The organism is Kocuria marina, assembly GCF_000786655.1.
GTDB lineage: Bacteria > Actinomycetota > Actinomycetes > Actinomycetales > Micrococcaceae > Kocuria > Kocuria marina_A.
Genome location: NZ_JROM01000021.1, coordinates 73,184 through 91,083 on the forward strand (window position 1 = coordinate 73,184; position 17,900 = coordinate 91,083).

The 17,900-nt window shown below is 69.0% G+C and carries 18 protein-coding genes, 1 tRNA gene and 1 riboswitch; of the genes, 1 reads left to right on the forward strand and 18 read right to left on the reverse strand.

What is annotated here, in order from left to right; genetic code table 11:
• Positions 1-43: 43 nt before the first annotated feature.
• From AS25_RS06130 to rpsB, 15 genes are all read right to left on the reverse strand, one after another.
• Positions 44-862, reverse strand: coding sequence for a GNAT family N-acetyltransferase (locus AS25_RS06130; RefSeq protein ID WP_253270494.1), 819 nt, complete (start codon positions 860-862; stop codon positions 44-46).
• A gap of 38 nt (positions 863-900) precedes the next feature.
• A complete protein-coding gene (gene ispG, locus AS25_RS06135) occupies positions 901-2,067 on the reverse strand; it encodes a flavodoxin-dependent (E)-4-hydroxy-3-methylbut-2-enyl-diphosphate synthase (protein WP_035963522.1) in 1,167 nt (388 codons plus the stop codon).
• 175 nt (positions 2,068-2,242) lie between these two features.
• A complete protein-coding gene (locus tag AS25_RS06140; protein ID WP_035963525.1) occupies positions 2,243-2,899 on the reverse strand; it encodes a methionine ABC transporter permease in 657 nt (218 codons plus the stop codon).
• Entirely contained in the window at positions 2,899-3,951 is a 1,053-nt protein-coding gene (locus AS25_RS06145; RefSeq protein ID WP_035963527.1) for a methionine ABC transporter ATP-binding protein, read from the reverse strand. The genes AS25_RS06140 and AS25_RS06145 overlap by 1 nt, the downstream gene beginning before the upstream one ends.
• Positions 3,948-4,832 (reverse strand): MetQ/NlpA family ABC transporter substrate-binding protein, encoded by an 885-nt coding sequence (locus tag AS25_RS06150; protein ID WP_035963880.1) that lies wholly within the window; start codon positions 4,830-4,832, stop codon positions 3,948-3,950. The genes AS25_RS06145 and AS25_RS06150 overlap by 4 nt, the downstream gene beginning before the upstream one ends.
• A gap of 93 nt (positions 4,833-4,925) precedes the next feature.
• Positions 4,926-5,040, reverse strand: a riboswitch (SAM riboswitch).
• Positions 5,041-5,093: 53 nt separating this feature from the next.
• Positions 5,094-6,353 (reverse strand): 1-deoxy-D-xylulose-5-phosphate reductoisomerase, encoded by a 1,260-nt coding sequence (dxr, locus tag AS25_RS06155; protein ID WP_052160758.1) that lies wholly within the window; start codon positions 6,351-6,353, stop codon positions 5,094-5,096.
• A gap of 162 nt (positions 6,354-6,515) precedes the next feature.
• Entirely contained in the window at positions 6,516-6,779 is a 264-nt protein-coding gene (locus AS25_RS06160; protein ID WP_035963529.1) for a GlsB/YeaQ/YmgE family stress response membrane protein, read from the reverse strand.
• Between the two features lie 161 nt (positions 6,780-6,940).
• Positions 6,941-8,581, reverse strand: a complete 1,641-nt coding sequence (locus AS25_RS06165) for a monocarboxylic acid transporter (RefSeq protein WP_035963531.1) — start codon at positions 8,579-8,581, stop codon at positions 6,941-6,943.
• Positions 8,578-8,967, reverse strand: coding sequence for a DUF485 domain-containing protein (locus AS25_RS06170; RefSeq protein WP_035963533.1), 390 nt, complete (start codon positions 8,965-8,967; stop codon positions 8,578-8,580). The genes AS25_RS06165 and AS25_RS06170 overlap by 4 nt, the downstream gene beginning before the upstream one ends.
• A 162-nt stretch (positions 8,968-9,129) precedes the next feature.
• The gene (locus tag AS25_RS06175; protein WP_035963534.1) at positions 9,130-9,879 is read right to left on the reverse strand and encodes a DivIVA domain-containing protein; all 750 of its coding nucleotides are present in this window, start codon (positions 9,877-9,879) and stop codon (positions 9,130-9,132) included.
• An 85-nt stretch (positions 9,880-9,964) separates the two neighbouring features.
• Complete coding sequence (locus AS25_RS06180; protein WP_035963536.1) at positions 9,965-10,939, reverse strand: phosphatidate cytidylyltransferase; 975 nt, start codon at positions 10,937-10,939, stop codon at positions 9,965-9,967.
• Positions 10,939-11,496, reverse strand: a complete 558-nt coding sequence (frr, locus tag AS25_RS06185) for a ribosome recycling factor (RefSeq protein WP_035963538.1) — start codon at positions 11,494-11,496, stop codon at positions 10,939-10,941. Before frr ends, AS25_RS06180 begins: the two co-directional genes overlap by 1 nt.
• 119 nt (positions 11,497-11,615) lie before the next feature.
• Complete coding sequence (gene pyrH, locus AS25_RS06190) at positions 11,616-12,392, reverse strand: UMP kinase (protein ID WP_035963541.1); 777 nt, start codon at positions 12,390-12,392, stop codon at positions 11,616-11,618.
• A gap of 201 nt (positions 12,393-12,593) precedes the next feature.
• Entirely contained in the window at positions 12,594-13,424 is an 831-nt protein-coding gene (gene tsf, locus AS25_RS06195; RefSeq protein ID WP_035963542.1) for a translation elongation factor Ts, read from the reverse strand.
• Positions 13,425-13,538: 114 nt separating this feature from the next.
• Positions 13,539-14,396 (reverse strand): 30S ribosomal protein S2, encoded by an 858-nt coding sequence (gene rpsB / locus AS25_RS06200; RefSeq protein WP_035963544.1) that lies wholly within the window; start codon positions 14,394-14,396, stop codon positions 13,539-13,541.
• Between the two features lie 368 nt (positions 14,397-14,764).
• On the opposite strand from rpsB, the gene AS25_RS06205 reads away from it, so the two are divergent.
• Positions 14,765-15,391, forward strand: a complete 627-nt coding sequence (locus tag AS25_RS06205; RefSeq protein ID WP_084118041.1) for a M23 family metallopeptidase — start codon at positions 14,765-14,767, stop codon at positions 15,389-15,391.
• 46 nt (positions 15,392-15,437) lie between these two features.
• Here AS25_RS06205 and AS25_RS06210 read toward each other — a convergent pair.
• From AS25_RS06210 to AS25_RS06220, 3 genes are all read right to left on the reverse strand, one after another.
• Positions 15,438-15,511: transfer RNA gene (locus AS25_RS06210), tRNA-Ile, on the reverse strand.
• Between the two features lie 153 nt (positions 15,512-15,664).
• The gene (locus AS25_RS06215) at positions 15,665-16,819 is read right to left on the reverse strand and encodes a glycosyltransferase (RefSeq protein WP_084118042.1); all 1,155 of its coding nucleotides are present in this window, start codon (positions 16,817-16,819) and stop codon (positions 15,665-15,667) included.
• 22 nt (positions 16,820-16,841) lie between these two features.
• On the reverse strand, positions 16,842-17,792 hold the full coding sequence (locus AS25_RS06220) for a DMT family transporter (protein ID WP_156960917.1): 951 nt from the start codon (positions 17,790-17,792) through the stop codon (positions 16,842-16,844).
• Positions 17,793-17,900: the final 108 nt, after the last annotated feature.

Sequence of the window (17,900 nt, forward strand, 5' to 3'; positions counted from 1 at the left end):
AGTCTATCGCTGAGCGGCACCGGCGCACGCCGGGCCCGGGGGCTCACAGGAGGACCGTGGCGAAATCCCCGTGCCGCCGGAAACCCACTCGGCGGTATGTGGCCAGGGCGGGTGCGTTGAACGAGTTCACGTAGAGGCTCACGGTCGGGACGTACTGCCGGGCGAGCGCCACGGTCGCGGCCATACACGGCACGGCCAGTCCCCTCCCCCGGTACTCGGGGTCCACCCACACGCCCTGGATCTGGCACACGGACCCGTGCAGCGACCCGATGTCCGCCTTGAAGATCACGGTGCCGTGCTCGTCGGTGAGCACCGCGGTCCTGCGATCGCGCACGAGGGAGCGCACTCGCTGGCGGTAACCCTCCGCCCCGGTGGTGAAGGGGGAGTACCCCACTTCCTCGGTGAACATGGCCGCGGCCGCGGGCAGCACGCGAGGGAAGTCCTCGTCCTGCGCCCATCGCACATCGCGGGCGGGCCCCGTGAACAACTCGGGTGCGGGATCACGGTCCATCACGAGCAGCGGTTGCACGGGACGGACGTCGAAGGGTTCGGGCCACGTGTCCCGCAATCGTTCCCACAGTCCGAGCACGGGATCGGCGGGACCGAAGAACGAGGCGAAGCGGGGCCCGCCGCGGGCCAGGACGTCCGCGACGAGGTCCGTCCCGGTCTGGTCGAGCACCACGGGGACCACGTTGGTTCCCGCCCAGCACGCGCCCACGAGCTCGCCGGAGGAGTCCGCCACACCGATCACGGGCGGCTGCCGCCGACCGCGGGCGGCCCGGATCCGGGCCACGTGCGCCGCGACGAACACCCCGGACACCGCGTGCCGCGCCAGCAGGCGGTCCAGTGCCGACTGGTTCACGGCGGCGGGTGAGAGCACCCGCGGGGCGCGGCGCAGGATCACCCGGCGGTCACGACCGGCGCGCCCTCGACCGGCTGGCCGTTCTCGTCCAATTCCATGCTCTCGGCCATCTCATTGGCCTGGGCGAGCAGGGTCTCCACGATCTGGTCCTCGGGAACGGTCTTGATGACCTCACCGCGCACGAAGATCTGGCCCTTACCGTTGCCCGAGGCCACGCCCAGGTCCGCTTCGCGGGCTTCCCCCGGGCCGTTGACGACGCAGCCCATCACGGCCACGCGCAGCGGCACGGTCAGGTGGGCCAGGCCCTCGTTGACCTCCTCGGCGAGCTTGTAGACGTCCACCTGCGCGCGCCCGCACGAGGGGCACGAGACGATCTCGAGCTTGCGCGGGCGCAGCCCAAGCGACTGCAGGATCTGATTGCCCACCTTGACCTCTTCGACCGGAGGCGCGGACAGGGACACGCGGATGGTGTCCCCGATGCCCTGACCGAGCAGGATGCCGAAGGCGGTCGCGGACTTGACGGTGCCCTGCAGGGCCGGGCCGGCCTCGGTGACACCCAGGTGCAGCGGCCAGTCCCCGCGCTCGGCGAGCAACTGGTAGGCGCGCACCATGGTCACGGGGTCGTTGTGCTTGACGGAGATCTTGAAGTCGTGGAAGTCGTGCTCCTCGAACAGCGAGGCCTCCCACACGGCGGACTCCACGAGCGCCTCCGGGGTGGCCTTGCCGTACTTCTGCAGCAGGCGCTTGTCCAGGGAGCCCGCGTTCACGCCGATCCGGATGGACACGCCCGCGGCCTCCGCCGCACGGGAGATGCCCTCGATCTGGTCGTCGAACTTGCGGATGTTGCCCGGGTTCACGCGCACACCGGCGCACCCGGCGTCGATCGCGGCGTAGACGTACTTGGGCTGGAAGTGGATGTCCGCGATCACCGGGATCGGGGACTTCATGGCGATGATGGGCAGGGCGTCGGCGTCGTCCTGGGACGGGCACGCCACCCGCACGATGTCGCAACCGGCGGCGTTGAGCTCGGCGATCTGCTGCAGCGTGGCGTTGATGTCCGTGGTGGGGGTCGTGGTCATCGACTGGACGCTGATCGGGTGCTCCGACCCCACACCCACCGAACCCACCTGGATCTGGCGGGTCTTGCGCCGGGGCGAGAGCACCGGTTGGGGCGCGGCGGGCATACCGAGATTGACCGAGGTCACGAATTGCCTCCCAAGGAAGTGGCGTCCGGGGCCCGTGACGCGCGCCCCGCGATGTTGCACTGTCCATTGTGCCCCACTCCTCCCACGTGCTACAGCCGCACGTGATGCGCCGAACACGACGCCGCCCCCGGAATGTTCCGGGGGCGGCGTCGCCATGGTACGGGGCGCGTGAGCGTCAGCGGCGCATGATCCTGCGCGCGAGCCAGTTGCCGAAGAACTGCACGAGCTGGACCAGGATGATGATCACGATCACCGCGGCCCACGTGACCTGGTCGTTGAAGCGCTGATAGCCCAGGCGCAACGCGAAGTCACCCAGACCGCCGGCACCGATCGCACCGGCCATCGCGGACATGTCCGTGATGCCGATGACCAGGAACGTGTACCCCAGCACGAGCGGGCCGAGCGCCTCCGGCAGGATCACCGTGGTGATGATCTTCCAGCGTGAGACCCCCATGGACCGCGCGGCCTCGATCACCCCGGGATCCACCGTCATGAGGTTCTGCTCCACGATGCGGGCCACCGCGAACGTAGCGCCGATGGTCATGGTGAAGATCGCGGCGTTGGGGCCCAGGCGCGTGCCCACGACCGATTCCGTGACCTGACCCAGGGCGGCCAGCAGGATGATGAACGGGATGGGACGCACGAAGTTCACCAAAAGGTTCAGCGCGGTGAACAGCGGACCGTTCTCCAGGATGCTGCCCCGCCGGGTCACGTAGAGCCCCATACCCACGGCCAGGCCGATGAGCCCGGCCAGCACGAGGGTCACGGAGACCATATACAGCGTCTGCCCGGTTGCGTCCAGCAACTGCGGGCCCAGAGCAGACCACTCCATCACTCACTCACCTCCCGCACCGTGGTGACGGCGCGCAGACTCTCGACGGCGCGGTCCACGGACTCGTCCGAACCGGTCAGGGACAGCGTGAGCGTTCCGAAGGACTGTGACTGCAGGATGGAGATCCCCCCGAAGGCGATGTTGAAGCTGACACCGTCACGGGCGGCGTCCGAGAGCACGTCCCCGATCCGGTTCTGGTCGGTGACGTCCACCAGCACGAGCCGCCCGGGGTGTTCCCGGCGCAGCTTCTCGATCTCGTCCGCGCGCGGCACGGTGCGCATGACCGAGGAGACGAACTTGCGCGTGGTCTGCGCCCGCGGGTGGGCGAAGACCTCCGCGGTGGTCCCGGTCTCCACCACGCGACCGCTGTCCATCACGGCCACGCGGTCCGCGGTGGCCCGCACCACGTCCATCTCGTGGGTGATCAACACGATGGTGATCCCCAGCTCACGGTTGACGCGCTTGAGCAGACCCAGGACCTCCTGGGTGGTCTCCGGGTCCAACGCCGAGGTGGACTCGTCTGCGAGCAGCAGTTCGGGATTGCTCGCGAGCGCGCGGGCGATCCCCACGCGCTGCTTCTGACCACCCGAGAGCTGCTCGGGGTAGTTCCCGGCGCGCTCGGTCAGGCCCACGAACTCCAACAGTTCCGCGACCCGCGCCTTGCGTTCCTCGGGCTTCCACCCGGCACGCTTGAGCGGGTAATCGATGTTGCCCGCCACTGTGCGTGACGTGAACAGGTTGAACTGCTGGAAGATCATCCCGATCTTGCGGCGGATGGGCGCCAGCTGGGATTCGCTGCGCCCGTCCACACGGTTACCGGCGACCTCGAGCGTCCCGGACGAGATGGGTTCCAGGCCGTTGATCAGCCGCACGAGGGTGGACTTGCCCGCCCCCGAGTAGCCGATCACCGCGAAGATCTCACCGCGGCGGATGTCCAGGTCCACGGAGTCCACCGCGGTCACGGTGCGCGGGCGGCGTTTGGACCCCGTGACGAAGACCTTGCTCACGTCCCGGAAACTGACCAGGGTGTCCGCCGTGGCGGACGGGCTCACTTGGTCTGCTCCTTGAGGTCCTGCGAGTAGCGGGCCAGCAGGTCCTTGAGCTCCTGCTGATCCACCTTGGTGGGCACCGCGGTGCCCTTGGTCTCGGTCTTCTCCGCGTCCTGGACCTTGTCGTCGTAGTAGAAGCTCGCGACCTTCTTCAGGGTCTCGTTGTCCGCGTTCGCCTCGGTCGCGGCGAAGAGGTTGTCGTACACCTTGGCGCTGTCCGCGGTGGGGTCGTCCTGGGCCAGCGCGGACTTGGGATCGATGTTCGCGCGGTCCAGGAAGTCGTTGTTGACCACGGAGGCGGCCACGGAGTCCATGGACAGCACGGTCTGCTCTGCGGAGACGGGGCGGACCGTGACCTTGGACTTGGCGGTGTCGATGTCCTGCTCGGTGGGGGCGATCGTGTCCTTTGTGAACTCCACGAGACCCTGCTGGTGCAACAGGTTCAGCGCGCGGGACAGGTTGATCGAGTCGTTCGGCACGGCGATCTCGTCGCCCTGCTTGAAGTCCTCGACGGACTTCACGCTCTTGGAGTACAGACCCAGCGGGAAGATGGAGGTGGAGCCCACGGGGGTGATGGTGTCCCCGGAGTTGTTGTTGTAGTCCGCGAGGTACGCGATGTGCTGGAACCAGTTCATGTCGATGTCGCCGCTCTTCAGGGCGGGGTTCGGCTGGCTGTAGTCGCTGAAGTCCACGTACTCGACCGTGATGTCGTTGTCCGCGGCGACCTGCTTCAACGCGTCCTGCACGGGGGTGGAGCCCACGATGCCGATGGTGATCTTGCCGTCCGCGGCCGGGTCCGAGTTGTCGGAGCCGCCGCCGCACGCGGTGAGGGTGAGGCCCAGGGTGGTGGCCAACACGACGGGAATCAAGCGCTTGGTTCGCATGATCATGCCTTTCCAGGGGTCTGTGACGGGGACTCGCGGGGCGAACAGTCCCCCTGGATGAGGGCACAGGACGGGCACGTGCTGGTTTCCGGGGAACCGCACTTGCCGTGATCTGTTGCAACCGCGGCCGGATGGTCATCTGGGGCACCCCGCTACGGTAGAGGGTTGCCGTCCGGCCAGCCAGAGCTACGCGCCGGATCTCGTCATCCGCCCGGTAGTCTAGCACGGCACTGACGTGGGCCGGCGACCGCGGAAAGGGCCCTACGCCATCCCCGCGATGCGTTCGTCGGCGCGGGCCCGGGCCCACTCCTCCGCCCCCAGCACGTCCTCGAGCGTGGGCTCGGTCCGACCGTCGTGATCGTCGAGCACCCGCTCCACCACGTCCACGATCTGCGTGAAGCCGAGCGCCCCGCGGTGGAACGCGTGCACGGCCTGCTCGTTGGCGGCGTTGAACACCGCGGGCCACGTCCCGCCGCGCGAACCCGCGTGCTTCATGAGCTCCACGGCGGGGAACGCCTGCGAATCGAGCGGTTCGAACGTCCACTGCGCGGCCCGGGTCCAGTCGCATCCCGCGGCGGCGCCGGTCACGCGGTGGGGCCAGCCGAGTCCGAGCGCGATGGGCAGGCGCATGTCCGGCGGGGACGCCTGCGCCAGGGTGGAGCCGTCCACGAACTCCACCATGGAGTGCACGACCGATTGCGGGTGCACCGTGACGTCGATCCGGTCCAGGGGGACGTCGAACAGCAGGCTCGCCTCGAGCACCTCCAGTGCCTTGTTGACCATGGTCGCGGAGTTCGTGGTGACCATGACGCCCATGTCCCACGTGGGGTGCTGCAGCGCCTGCTCGGGCGTCACGCGCGTGAGCTGCTCGCGCGTCATGCCGCGGAACGGTCCGCCGGACGCCGTGAGCACGAGCCGGCGCACCTCGGAGGCCGTCCCGGAGCGCAGGGCCTGGGCGATCGCCGAGTGTTCGGAGTCCACGGGGGTCAGCGCGTCCTCGAGGCCCGTGTCCGCCGCGGCGCGCAACACGAGCGGACCGCCCGCGATCAGGGACTCCTTGTTCGCGAGCGCCACCCGCCGACCCGCTCCCAGCGCCGCCAGGGTGGGTGCGAGCCCGATGCTCCCGGTGATCCCGTTCAGCACGAGGTCCGAACCCTCCCACTGCGCGATCCGGGTTGCAGCGTCCGGCCCGTACAGGACCTCGGGTGCCGCCGACGACGCCGCGCGTGACCGGTCCGCGATCAGCTCACGCAACCGGGCGGCGTCGTCCGCCGTACCGCTCGTGCCCACCGCACGGACACCGAACGTCACGGCCTGCTGAGCGAGCAGCTCGAGGTGACCCGCGCCCGCGGCGAGCGCCACGACCTCGAAGGGCGGATGGGCGGCGTCCGAGACGGGCCGGCGCAGCCCCGCGGCCTCGGACACGACGTCGAGCGCCTGCGTCCCGATGGATCCCGTGGATCCGAGGATCACGAGGCTGCGGGGGGCCTGCCGGGTGGCGGCGTCGAGATCGGGGGTCATGCCGGTGGAGGAAGTCATGACCCCAGTATCGCGCGAGCGCCGGACCCCGCACGCGCGACACCGGGCAAACGCCTCTAGACGCACGACACGGGAGATGCGACAAGGGCGCCACCCGGAGGTGACGCCCTTGTGGGGAAGGCCCGTTCAGGACCCGCGTGTGTTTCAGCGACGGCGGCCGACGACGGCGCCGTAGATGAGCAGCACGATGATCGCGCCGATCACGGACGTGATGATCGTGCCGATGCTGAAGCTGTTGATCCCGTCGCTCAGGCCGGGGATGAAGCTACCCAGCCAGCCGCCCAGGAAGGCGCCCACGATGCCGAGGATGATGGTGACGATGATCCCGCCACCCTGCTTGCCCGGAAGGATCAGCTTGGCGAGCGCGCCGGCGATCAGACCGAGGATGATCCAGCTAATGATGCCCATTTCTCCACCTCTGGTTCTCGTTGTTCGCGTTTGCGGTGTTCCGCAACCGCATGTGGTCAGCGAACTGGTTCACAGTGTACTTCCAGACAGCCACGCTACACGGGCCGCCGCGCCCGGACGAAACCGGGCACGGCGGCCGTGTCGAGGGGTGGTGGACCGGGTCAGTGCGAGACGGCCTTCTCCGCGCCGACGCCCGTGAGGGAGCGCACTTCCATCTCGGACTGCTTGCGCGGGTCCTCCGGTCGGCGCTCGCTGAGCGAACCCAGGAAGCCGAGCAGGAAGGACGCCGGGATGGAGATGATGCCGGGGTTGGACAGTGGGTAGATCGCGAAGTCCGCGGTGGGGATCATGGAGGTCTCCGACCCGGACATCACCGGGGAGAAGATGATGAGCACCACGGAGATGATCAGCCCGCCGTACATGGACAGCACCGCGCCGCGCGTGGTGAAACGCTTCCAGTAGAGCGAGTAGAGGATGGTGGGCAGGTTGGCGGAGGCCGCCACCGCGAAGGCGAGCGCCACGAGGAATGCCACGTTCTGACCCTGCGCACCGATACCGCCGGCGATCGAGATCAGACCGATGACCACCACGGTGGTCTTGGCCACGCGCAGTTCCTGGCGGGGATCCGAGGTGCCCTTCTTGATCACGGACGTGTAGATGTCGTGGGCGAAGGACGCGGATGCGGTGATGGCCAGGCCCGCGACCACGGCGAGGATCGTGGCGAACGCGACCGCCGCGATCAGACCCATCAGGATGGACCCGCCGAGTTCGTACGCGAGCAACGGGGCCGCCGAGTTCACGCCACCGGGCGCACCCTTGATCCGGTCCGCGCCGATCAACGCGGCCGCACCGAAGCCGAGCACCAGGGTGAAGAGGTAGAACAGGCCGATCAGGGTGATGGCCCAGACCACGGACTTGCGGGCCTCCTTGGCGGTGGGCACCGTGTAGAAGCGCATGAGCACGTGCGGCAGACCGGCGGCACCCAGCACGAGGGCCAGACCCAGCGAGATGAAGTCCAGCTTGGAGATCTCGCTCACGCCGTACTTGAGCCCGGGCTCGAGCATCGCGGGGTTGTTGTTCGTCTCCACGGCCGCGCCGAGCACGGCCGAGAAATTGAACCCGAACAGGGCCAGGATCCACACGGTCATCACGGCCACGCCGGACACGAGCAAGCACGCCTTGATGATCTGCACCCACGTGGTGCCCTTCATGCCGCCCACGAGCACGTAGACGATCATGATGACGCCCACGATCACGATCACCAGGGACTGGCCGGCCCGGGAGCCGATCCCCAGCAGCAGGGACACCAGGGCGCCCGCCCCGGCCATCTGCGCCAGGAGGTAGAAGAACGTCACGGCCAGGGTGGAGATGGACGCCGCGACCCGCACGGGCCGCTGGCGCAGCCGGAACGAGAGCACGTCCGCCATGGTGAACTTGCCGGTGTTGCGCAGCGGCTCGGCGATCAGCAGCAGCGCCACGAGCCATGCGACGAAGAAGCCGATCGAGTACAGGAACCCGTCGTAGCCTTGCAGGGCGATGGCTCCCACGATGCCCAGGAAGGATGCCGCGGAGAGGTAGTCACCCGCAATGGCCAGACCGTTCTGGGTCCCGGAGAACGAGCGGCCACCGGCGTAGTAGTCCGCGGCGGTCGCGGTGGACTTGGACGCCCGGATCACGACCACGAGCGTCACGAGCACGAACGCCAGGAAGATCGAGATGTTGATCGCGGGGTTGCCCACGGTGGACGTGGCGGTCTCCGCCAGGTGCACCGCGGGCGTCGAGACGGCGGGGACGGCGATCATGGCCGGGCCTCCTGGTGGTCGTCGGCCCGGTGGCCGGAAGTGGATTCGAGGTCCTCACGCAACGCGGTGGCCTGTGGGTCGAGCTTGCGGTTGGCGAAGCTCACGTACGCAGCGGTGATCCCGAACGTGGTGACGAACTGCAGCAGACCCAGGATCAGACCCAGGTTGACGTTGCCCACGACCCGCGTGGACATGAAGTCCGGCGCGTAGATGGCGAGCACCACGTAGAGCAGGTACCAGACCAGGAACGCGACGGCCAGGGGGAAGACGAAGGATCGGTGGGTCGAGCGCAACCGCTGGAACTCGTGCGAGCGCTGGACCGCGGGGAAGTCGATGCCCTGGGTTGCCGTGGAACCGTTGGGGTCGACAGGGGGCGTGGACGCCATGTGTGCCTCCTTGTGTGATGATCACCACAGTACGCATTGTGTATCCAATGACACAAGACATGTCCGTCACAAGGTCGAAGAAACCCCTGAAATCCGCGGTTTGGTTAGCTCACCTCACAATTTCGGGCACTCAGTGTATACATTCGACGTCATCGCGCGCCGCTACGGCCGCAGGGCCAGGACGAACTCCACGGCCCGGTCCAGGAACGCGTCCACCTGTTGTTCCTCGTAGCTGCGTTGACCCTGGGCGGGTCGGAAGACCGCCGTCCGCACGAGCCGCGGGTCCACCTCGGGTTCACCGCGCAACGCGTCCATGAGCCGGTCGCACAGCACGTCCACGTCCGCCGCGGCGTAGCCCAGCGTGCGGTGCGAACTCGGCCGGCGGAAGCGTTCACCGTGCGGACGGTTGAGCCGCCCCAGCAGCAGCCCGGCCAACAGCTCCAGGTGCTCCTCCCAGCGCCGGGTGCCGTGCTCGGCCACGAACGCGGCCTTCTCCCGCGCGAACAGCTCGTCCTCCACGGCGTCCAGGTGGGCGTCCACCGCGCCGGGGTCGTAACCGCCCTTGACGCGGTCGAACACGCCCTCACGCACCTGCCGGCTGCCCAGCCGACGACGCCGCTGCGCCGCCTCCGCGCTCTCGGGTTCACGGGCCGCGTCGGTCGCCCCGGCGGTGTCCGCGGACGCGACGGAGTCCTCGGCGGTGACGGGGTCCGTGACATCGGCCGGGTCAGCGACCGGCTCAGCGACCGTGCCGGGGCCCGCGACCGGGTCCGCGTGGGCGCCGGGGGCGGGCGGCGTTGTCGTCGTCGTGCGCATGACCGCGGCGAGGCGGTCCAGGAAGTCGTCCACCTGGGCGGGGTCGTAACCCCAGGCCCGCTCGCCGAGGCGATCGAAACGTTGCTGAGTACTCATACCCGCCCTTCCGCGGCCGGGACGCGACCCGCACAGGGCGGCGTCCGTGCGTCCCGGGGGCGCGGGCGCAGGACCCGCGGCCGTGTCACCCCAGGACGGTGAACAGTTCGAAGATCACGTAGCCGGTGATCACGGCGAAGACGATGGAGTCGATGCGGTCCATCACGCCGCCGTGACCCGGCAGCAGGGTCCCCATGTCCTTGATCCCGATCTCCCGCTTGATCATGGACTCGGAGAAGTCGCCCACGGTGGCCACGACCACGATCGCGACCGCCAGGACCGCACCCTGCCACCACGGCATCTCCACGAGGAAGAGCGCGCACAGCACACCCACGACCACGGCACCGCCCACGGATCCGGCGAAACCTTCCCACGACTTCTTGGGAGAAATCTTGGGGGCCATGGGGTGTTTACCCCATACGACCCCCACCGCGTAGCCGAAGGTGTCGGAGCTGACGGCCAGCAGGATGATCGTGAGGACCTTGTGGGGCCCGTCCGGGGAGTGGTAGAGCAGCACCGCCGTGCTCAGCAGGAACGAGGCCCACACGAGCGCGAACACCGAGCCCATGATGGACAGCATCATCCCCTGCTTGGGCCCGAAGGCCCGCCACACCACCACGAGCGTCACGGCGAGCACGAGCGCCATGGACAGTGCCTCCGCGCCGCCGAAGAACGCCGCGAGCGGCATGAGCACCGCCGCGATCACCGCGGGGACCTGCGGGATCTGCACGCCCTTGTAGGTCAGTGACCGTGCGATCTCCCACACCCCGATACCCGCCGCGGTCCCGGCCAGCAGGGCCACGACGAGCGGAACGAAGAACAGTCCCGTGACGAGCGCGCCGATGAGCACGACGGCCACGGCCACGGCGGCCGGGAGGTTACGGCCTGCCCGCGAGGGGGCCTTGTGCTCGGTGCTGCGCTGGAAGGGGCGGGTGAGGACCTGTCGCAACGAGCCCGTGGAGACCAGCGGGTCGTGCGCGCGCCCGTCCTCCCCCGCCGGGGCGGGGGACGGCGGGCGGGTGTCGCGGTGCGGGGAGCCGGGGGAATCAGCCGATGCCATCAGGCGCCGAGCAGTTCGGCTTCCTTGTTCTTGAGCAGATCGTCGATCTGGTCGATGTGCTTCTTGGTCGCGGCGTCCAGGTCCTTCTCGCCGCGCTTGCCGTCGTCCTCGCCGACCTCGCCGTCCTTGACGAGCTTCTCGATGGCCTCCTTGGCGTGGCGGCGCACGTTGCGCACGGACACCCGGCCCTCTTCCGCCTTGTTGGAGACGATCTTCACGTACTCCTTGCGACGCTCCTCGGTGAGTTCGGGCATGACCACGCGGATGACGTTGCCGTCGTTGGCGGGGTTCGCGCCGATGTCCGAGTCCCGCAGGGCTTTCTCGATGTCGTTGAGTGCGCTGCGGTCGTAGGGGGTGATCAGCAGCGTGCGGGCCTCGGGGGTCTGGAAGGACGCGAGTTGCTGCAGCGGGGTGGGCGTGCCGTAGTACTCCACCAGCAGGCTCGAGAACAGCGCCGGATTGGCCCGGCCGGTACGAACCGTGGAGAAGTCCGTCTTGGCGGCGTCCACCGCCTTACCCATCTTGGTCGTGGCATCCGAGAGGACATCTGAAATCACGGGTGTTTCTCCTTATGAGCTGGCCGGCCGGCGGTACTGACGCCGGTGGCGACGGTTCGTTCTCCCCACTCTAACGGGCAGGGGGCGGCTGGTCGCGCGATGCGACCACCCGCGGGACCTCACGGGGTGACCAGGGTCCCGATCTCCTCGCCCAACACCGCGCGGGTCACGTTGCCCGCGCCCTCCATGCCGAACACGCGCATGGTCACGTTGTTGTCGCGGCACAGCGCGAACGCGGTCTGGTCCATGACGCGGATGTCGCGCGCGATCGCCTGGTCGTACGTGAGGCTCGCGAGACGCTGGGCGTCCGGGTCCTTGCGCGGGTCCGCGGTGTACACGCCGTCCACGCCGTTCTTGGCCATGAGCACCTCGCTCGCGTGCACCTCCAGGGCGCGCTGCGCGGCCACGGTGTCCGTGGAGAAGTAGGGCAGGCCCGCGCCCGCACCGAAGATCACCACGCGGTCCTTCTCCATGTGGCGGATCGCACGGCGGGGGATGTAGGTCTCCGCGACCTGCTCCATCTTGATCGCCGACTGCACGCGCGTGTCCACGCCGCACTGTTCCAGGAAGTCCTGCAACGCCAGGCAGTTCATCACGGTGCCCAGCATGCCCATGTAGTCGGCGCGCGAGCGGTCCATCCCGGCCTGGGAGAGTTCCGCACCGCGGAAGAAGTTGCCACCGCCGACCACCACGGAGGTCTCCACGCGGCCCACGGTCGCGGCGATCTGTTCGGCGATCTCACGCACCACGGAGGTGTCCACACCCACGCTGCCGCCGCCGAAGACCTCGCCCGAGAGCTTGAGCAGCACCCGGCGTCGCGCGGGTTCGGTGCGGCGGACTTGCCGGTCCGCTCCGAGGGCCTCGTCCTGGGGTTCCGATTCGATGATGCTGGGCATGGATCCTCCCGGGGGGCCGATTCGTGGTCAGAGTACGGCCCGCCCGTGGCAGACCGCCCTCCAGCATACAGAAGCGGCGGGGCACCCCCGGTCCCCCGGTGGTGCCCCGCCGCTGCAGGGCGGGACGCGCGACGGTCTCCCGTCACGACGTCGCTGGGGGCCTCACGCGCTCGGCGCGCGCGGGACCCCGCGAACGGGTGCTCAGGCCCCCACGCGGAACCGCGCGAACGCGGTGGCGGTGGCGCCGGCCTCGGAGAGCACCTGGCCCACGGACTTCTTGGCGTCCTTGGCGAAGTCCTGGTCCACGAGCACGACGTCCTTGTAGTAGCCCTTGAGGCGACCCTGGACGATGTTCGGGATGATCTTCTCGGGCTTGCCCTCGTTGCGAGCGGTTTCCTCCGCCACGCGCTTCTCGTTCTCCACGGTCTCCGCGGGGACGTCCTCCTCGGAGAGGAAGGACGGGGACATCGCGGCGATGTGCACGGCGACGTCGTGCGCGGCGGTCTCGGCGTCGGCACCGGACACGGCCAGCAAGACACCCACCTGGGCGGGCAGGTCCTTGGAGGTCTTGTGCAGGTACACGGCCACGTGGTCACCGGCCACGCGGGCCACGCGACGCACGACGACCTTCTCGCCCAGCAGCGCGCCGGTCTCGGTCACGAGGTCGGAGATGGTCTTGCCGTCCACCTCGGCGGCGAGCAGCGCGTCCAGGTCCGCGGCGTCGGAGGCCACGGCGGCGTCGAGCACCTTGTTACCGAACTCCACGAACGGAGCGGACTTGGCCACGAAGTCGGTCTCGGAGTTGACCTCGACCATGTAGCCCACGTTGTTCTCGGTGCGGGCCACGATGATGCCCTCGGCGGTGGAACGACCCTCGCGCTTGGTCACACCCTTGAGGCCCTTGACGCGGATGATCTCCTGGGCCTTCTGGGCGTCACCGTCGGCCTCGTCCAGGGCCTTCTTGACGTCCAGCATCCCGGCGCCCGTGCGCTCGCGCAGGGCCTTGATGTCGGCAGCGGTGTAGTTCGCCATGTGAACTCCTCTATTGTCGGTTCGTCCGTGCCGGACGTCTCGCGACGCCCGGCACGGTTCCGGTCACCACGATGGGTCACCGGGAAGAATGGAAGGTGAACTCGCTCGCCGGCCTCACTCGGCGGCGGGGGCGTCCTTCTGCTCGGTCTCGGCGGGCTGCTCGGCGGCGGGCGCGGCCTGCTCGGCCGGGGCCGCCTGCTCGGCGGTCTGCTCCTGGTGCTGTTCGAGCAGCTCGCGCTCCCACTCGGCCATGGGCTCCTCGGCGGCGTTGGACTTGCCGTTGTTGCGCTCCATGAGGCCCTCGGCCACGGCGTCCGCGATCACGCGGGTGAGCAGCGAGACGGAGCGGATGGAGTCGTCGTTACCCGGGATCGGGAACGCGACCTCGTCCGGATCGCAGTTGGTGTCGAGGATCGCGACGATCGGCACACCGAGCTTCTGCGCCTCGTCCACCGCGAGGTGCTCCTTCTTGGTGTCCACGATCCAGACAAGGGACGGGGTCTTGGACAGGTTGCGGATACCGCCCAGGGTGCGCTCCAGCTTCTCCTTCTCGCGGCGCAGCAGCAGCAGTTCCTTCTTGGTGTACTGCGAGCCGGCGACGTCGTCGAAGTCGATCTCCTCGAGCTCCTTCATGCGGTCGATCCGCTTGGAGACGGTGGAGAAGTTGGTGAGCATGCCACCGAGCCAGCGGTGGTTCACGTACGGCATGTTCACGCGCGTGGCCTGCTCGGCGATGGCTTCCTGCGCCTGCTTCTTGGTGCCGACGAACAGCACGGTGCCACCGTGGGCCACGGTCGCCTTGACGGCCTCGTAGGCCTTGTCGATGAAGCCCAAGGACTGCTGCAGGTCGATGATGTAGATGCCGTTGCGCTCGGTGAAGATGAAGCGCTTCATCTTGGGGTTCCACCGGCGGGTCTGGTGACCGAAGTGGACGCCGTTGTCGAGCATCTGGCGCATGGTAACGACAGGCATGTCGTCTCCTCATGAGTAATCGACGGCCCGCGGGCCGTCTCGGGTTTACGGTTGTCGACCGGCCGTGCCGGTCCCTGGCGCGATTCGTGAGTCCTGCTCGTGGAGTGGACTCCCGTGGTTCCATACCGCGACCACCCGGTGACCGGGGGCCTCGGACCGAGGACCACGCACCCGGACGGACCAGGTCCGTCGTGGGTTCCCTCGCGCGCGAAGTCAGTCAGCCCGCCCTGGTGCGCACCCGCGAGCGGGCACGGCGAACCGATGGCAGAGTGACTGCACCCTGTAGGATACAGCATCCCGCGGCGTCCCCGCTCCACATCGGGGCGCCTCCCCCGCCCCTTCGGACCGGGCTGTCGCACGCTGTCGTCATGAGTCCCTCCGGTCACGACGCCGCTGTCCCGCCCGTTCCTGCCCGCCCTCCCGGTCCAGGGCGCCCGCCCGTTCCCGCCTGCCCACCCGTTCCCGCGCGCCCACCCGAACCGAGCGCACGCCGGGCCGCGTACTGCGTCGTGCTCGCCGTGGTCCTCGCGCTGAGCTCGCTCCTGACCCACTCCGCGGCGTGGGCCTCCCCGGATTGGGCTTGGCCCGTGTCGCCCCGCCCCGCGGTGAGCCGGCACTTCGAGGCGCCCGCGCAGAAGTGGTTGCCCGGCCACCGGGGCGTGGACCTGCACGCTCCCCCGGGTACGCCGGTGCGCGCACCGCAGGACGGGGTCGTGAGTTTCGTGGGCGTGGTCGTGGACCGGGAGGTCCTCACGGTGGATCACGGGGACGGGCACAAGTCCTCGTTCGAACCGGTGTCCGCGACCGTGCGCGTGGGTGCTCGGGTGAGCCGGGGGCAGGTGATCGCCAGGGTGGCTTCTCGGGGCCATGGCCCGGGCGGGGACGCCGTGCACTGGGGTGTGCGGGAGAACGGCGAGTACGTGAACCCGTTGCGGTTCGTGGCGGACCTGCGGCCGTCGGTGCTGCTGCCGGTGCCGGAACACGGCGGCCAGTAGAGCCCACGGTGCGGCGGGTCGGGAACACCCCGGCGCGGAAGATATGTAGGGCGGGTGGGGCTTGAACCCACGACCAAAGGATTATGAGTCCTCTGCTCTGACCAGCTGAGCTACCGCCCCCTGTGCGACCGCGATCCGATGACGAGGCCGCCGCCTTACGCTACCGCATGTGCGGTGTCCACTCCCGCGACCAGGGGTGTCTTACGGCGTGTACGGCCCCGGATCCGCGGTGGCTCCGATCGAGCGGCGTCCCGGCGGGGTCGTGACCGGGTCCTACCGGGCGGCGCCGCGGTACAGCGACTCGAACGTGTCCAGTGTCTTGGCGAAGGAGTGGCGGGACACCATGTCCCGGCTGCGCTCGCCCATGGCCCGCCGCTGTTCGGGCGGGGCATCGAGGACCAGTTGCAGCTTGGTCGCGAGGTCCCCGGGATTGCCCGGGGAGAACAGGTACCCGTTGCGCCCCTCGTCCGCGAGGTGGGGCAGCGCGCGGGCGTTCGCGAGCACCACGGGGGTCGACGCGCTCATGGCCTCGAGCGTCACGAGCGACTGTAGTTCCGCCGTCCCGGGCTGGCAGAACACGTCCGCGCGGAGGTAGGCCGTGCGCAGCTGCTCGTCCGTGAGGAACCCTAGGAAATGGACCCGGTCCGCGACACCGCGTTCGTGCGCGAGATTCACGAGCCGGTCCAGCTGTTCCCCCTCCCCCACGATCTCGGCGTGGACGTTCTTCTGCCGCGGGATCAGGGCCACGGCCTCGATGAGTTCGTCCACGTTCTTCTCCACGGCCAGGCGTCCGCAGAACAGCACCACCGGATGATCCGGGTGCTCGATCCGCTCCCCCGCGGCGGCCTCGTAGTCACCGGCCTGGATCCCGTTGGACACCGCGATGGCCCGGTCCGGCACACCGTTGTCGACCATGGTGCGCACCGCGAGCGGTGTGGGAGCGGTGATCACGTCACAGCGGCCGTACACGCGCGCGATGTCCCGCCACGAGACCTTGCGGTAGCCGCGCACGAACCACTGCGGGAACGGCAGGAACGGCTCGATGTTCTCGGGGATGAAGTGATTGGTCCCCACGACCCGGACACCACGGCGCACGGCCTCACGGACCACCAGCCGGCCCAGGATGTAGTGGCACTGGACGTGGACCACGTCCGGGCGGACGTCGTCGAACACCCGCGCGACCTCCCGCGCGATCTCCCACGGGAAGCACAACCGGAAGTAGGGGTGGGTGAACGCGTGGTGGGAGCGGAACCGGTGCTCGGTCACCCCGGCGTCGTCCATGATCCGGGACGGGCCGCTCGTGGGCATGGGTGCCGCGACGTGGACCTCGTGGCCCCGTTCCAGCATGCCGTGCGCGAGGCGGCGGGCGAACTGCGCGGAACCGTTGATGTCGGGCGGATAGGTTTCAGCGGTGATCAGTATTCTCAAGGCCTTGTGTTCCGTAGGGGGATCAGCGATCGATGGCGCGTTCGGTTCGTCGGGGTGTCGCTGTGTCCGCAACCACCCCGCCGGTCAGCGCGTCCTGCTGGGCGCGTGCGGCCGCCCGGCGTTGCAGGACCTCGGGGTGGTGTCGCGAGAGCACGACCACGCCGACTATAGCAACGAGACCCGCGAGCCCCATGGCCGTTCCGAGGGCCGCGGTGAAGGAATCGCCGGCCTCCCCCAGGACCACGAGGCCCAGGGCCACACCCACCATGGGGTCCACCACGGTGAGCCCGGCGATCACGAGATCCGGCGGTCCGCACGAGTAGGCGCACTGCACCATCCACCCGCCCAGCGCGGCCGCGACCACGATCATGAGCACGCTCGTCCACCGGATGTCCGCGAACCCGCTGGACGTGATCGTGGTGGCGGTCAAGCGGACCAGCACGGCCACGAAACCGTACAGCAGCCCCGCTCCCAGGACGTAGAACATGCTGATCCGGTGCCGGCGCACGAACAGCTCGCACACACCGATGAGCACGACGAGGGCCACGAGCAGCGCGACCACGGTGTTCTCCGCACGGGCCCCGGGTACGTGGGTGGGATCCGTCCCGGTCACGGCGCACACCACGAACGTGGCCCCGCCCACGGTGCACAGGGCCACGGCGAGCCACGTGCCGCGGTTGATGACCAGGTGGCGGTGCCGGGCGTGCAGCAGCGTGGTGATCACGAGCGCGATCACCCCGATGGGTTGCACCACGGTCACGGTCGCGAGGGAGAGCGCCGCGACGTTCAGCACCGTTCCGAGGCCCAGCAGCGCGAGTCCGCTGAGCCAGCGCAGATTGCGCACGAGGGCCCACAGCCCCCGCGGTGTCAACGGTCCCTCGGTGTGCCCGGTGACCGCCACGGACTGCGTCTGCGTACCGAGCGCGAGACACACCGCCGAGCTCAGTGCGAGAGCCACCGCGAGCCACTGCATCACCGATTCATCACGTCCTCCATCACGGTCTCATCGTAGGGCTCGGGGGCGCGGCGGGCCTGGGAGTTCACCGCATGTTCGCACCGGGGCACGACGGATCCCATACCG

Excerpts from the sequence above, each read along its gene's own strand:
- AS25_RS06140 (WP_035963525.1), bottom strand. The coding sequence starts at position 2,899 with ATGGAGTGGTCTGCTCTGGGCCCGCAGTTGCTGGACGCAACCGGGCAG.
- AS25_RS06150 (WP_035963880.1), bottom strand. The coding sequence starts at position 4,832 with ATGCGAACCAAGCGCTTGATTCCCGTCGTGTTGGCCACCACCCTGGGC.
- dxr (WP_052160758.1), bottom strand. The coding sequence starts at position 6,353 with ATGACCCCCGATCTCGACGCCGCCACCCGGCAGGCCCCCCGCAGCCTC.
- AS25_RS06160 (WP_035963529.1), bottom strand. The coding sequence starts at position 6,779 with ATGGGCATCATTAGCTGGATCATCCTCGGTCTGATCGCCGGCGCGCTC.
- AS25_RS06165 (WP_035963531.1), bottom strand. The coding sequence starts at position 8,581 with ATGATCGCCGTCCCCGCCGTCTCGACGCCCGCGGTGCACCTGGCGGAG.
- AS25_RS06170 (WP_035963533.1), bottom strand. The coding sequence starts at position 8,967 with ATGGCGTCCACGCCCCCTGTCGACCCCAACGGTTCCACGGCAACCCAG.
- AS25_RS06175 (WP_035963534.1), bottom strand. The coding sequence starts at position 9,879 with ATGAGTACTCAGCAACGTTTCGATCGCCTCGGCGAGCGGGCCTGGGGT.
- AS25_RS06180 (WP_035963536.1), bottom strand. The coding sequence starts at position 10,939 with ATGGCATCGGCTGATTCCCCCGGCTCCCCGCACCGCGACACCCGCCCG.
- pyrH (WP_035963541.1), bottom strand. The coding sequence starts at position 12,392 with ATGCCCAGCATCATCGAATCGGAACCCCAGGACGAGGCCCTCGGAGCG.
- tsf (WP_035963542.1), bottom strand. The coding sequence starts at position 13,424 with ATGGCGAACTACACCGCTGCCGACATCAAGGCCCTGCGCGAGCGCACG.
- rpsB (WP_035963544.1), bottom strand. The coding sequence starts at position 14,396 with ATGCCTGTCGTTACCATGCGCCAGATGCTCGACAACGGCGTCCACTTC.
- AS25_RS06205 (WP_084118041.1), top strand. The coding sequence starts at position 14,765 with ATGAGTCCCTCCGGTCACGACGCCGCTGTCCCGCCCGTTCCTGCCCGC.
- AS25_RS06220 (WP_156960917.1), bottom strand. The coding sequence starts at position 17,792 with ATGCAGTGGCTCGCGGTGGCTCTCGCACTGAGCTCGGCGGTGTGTCTC.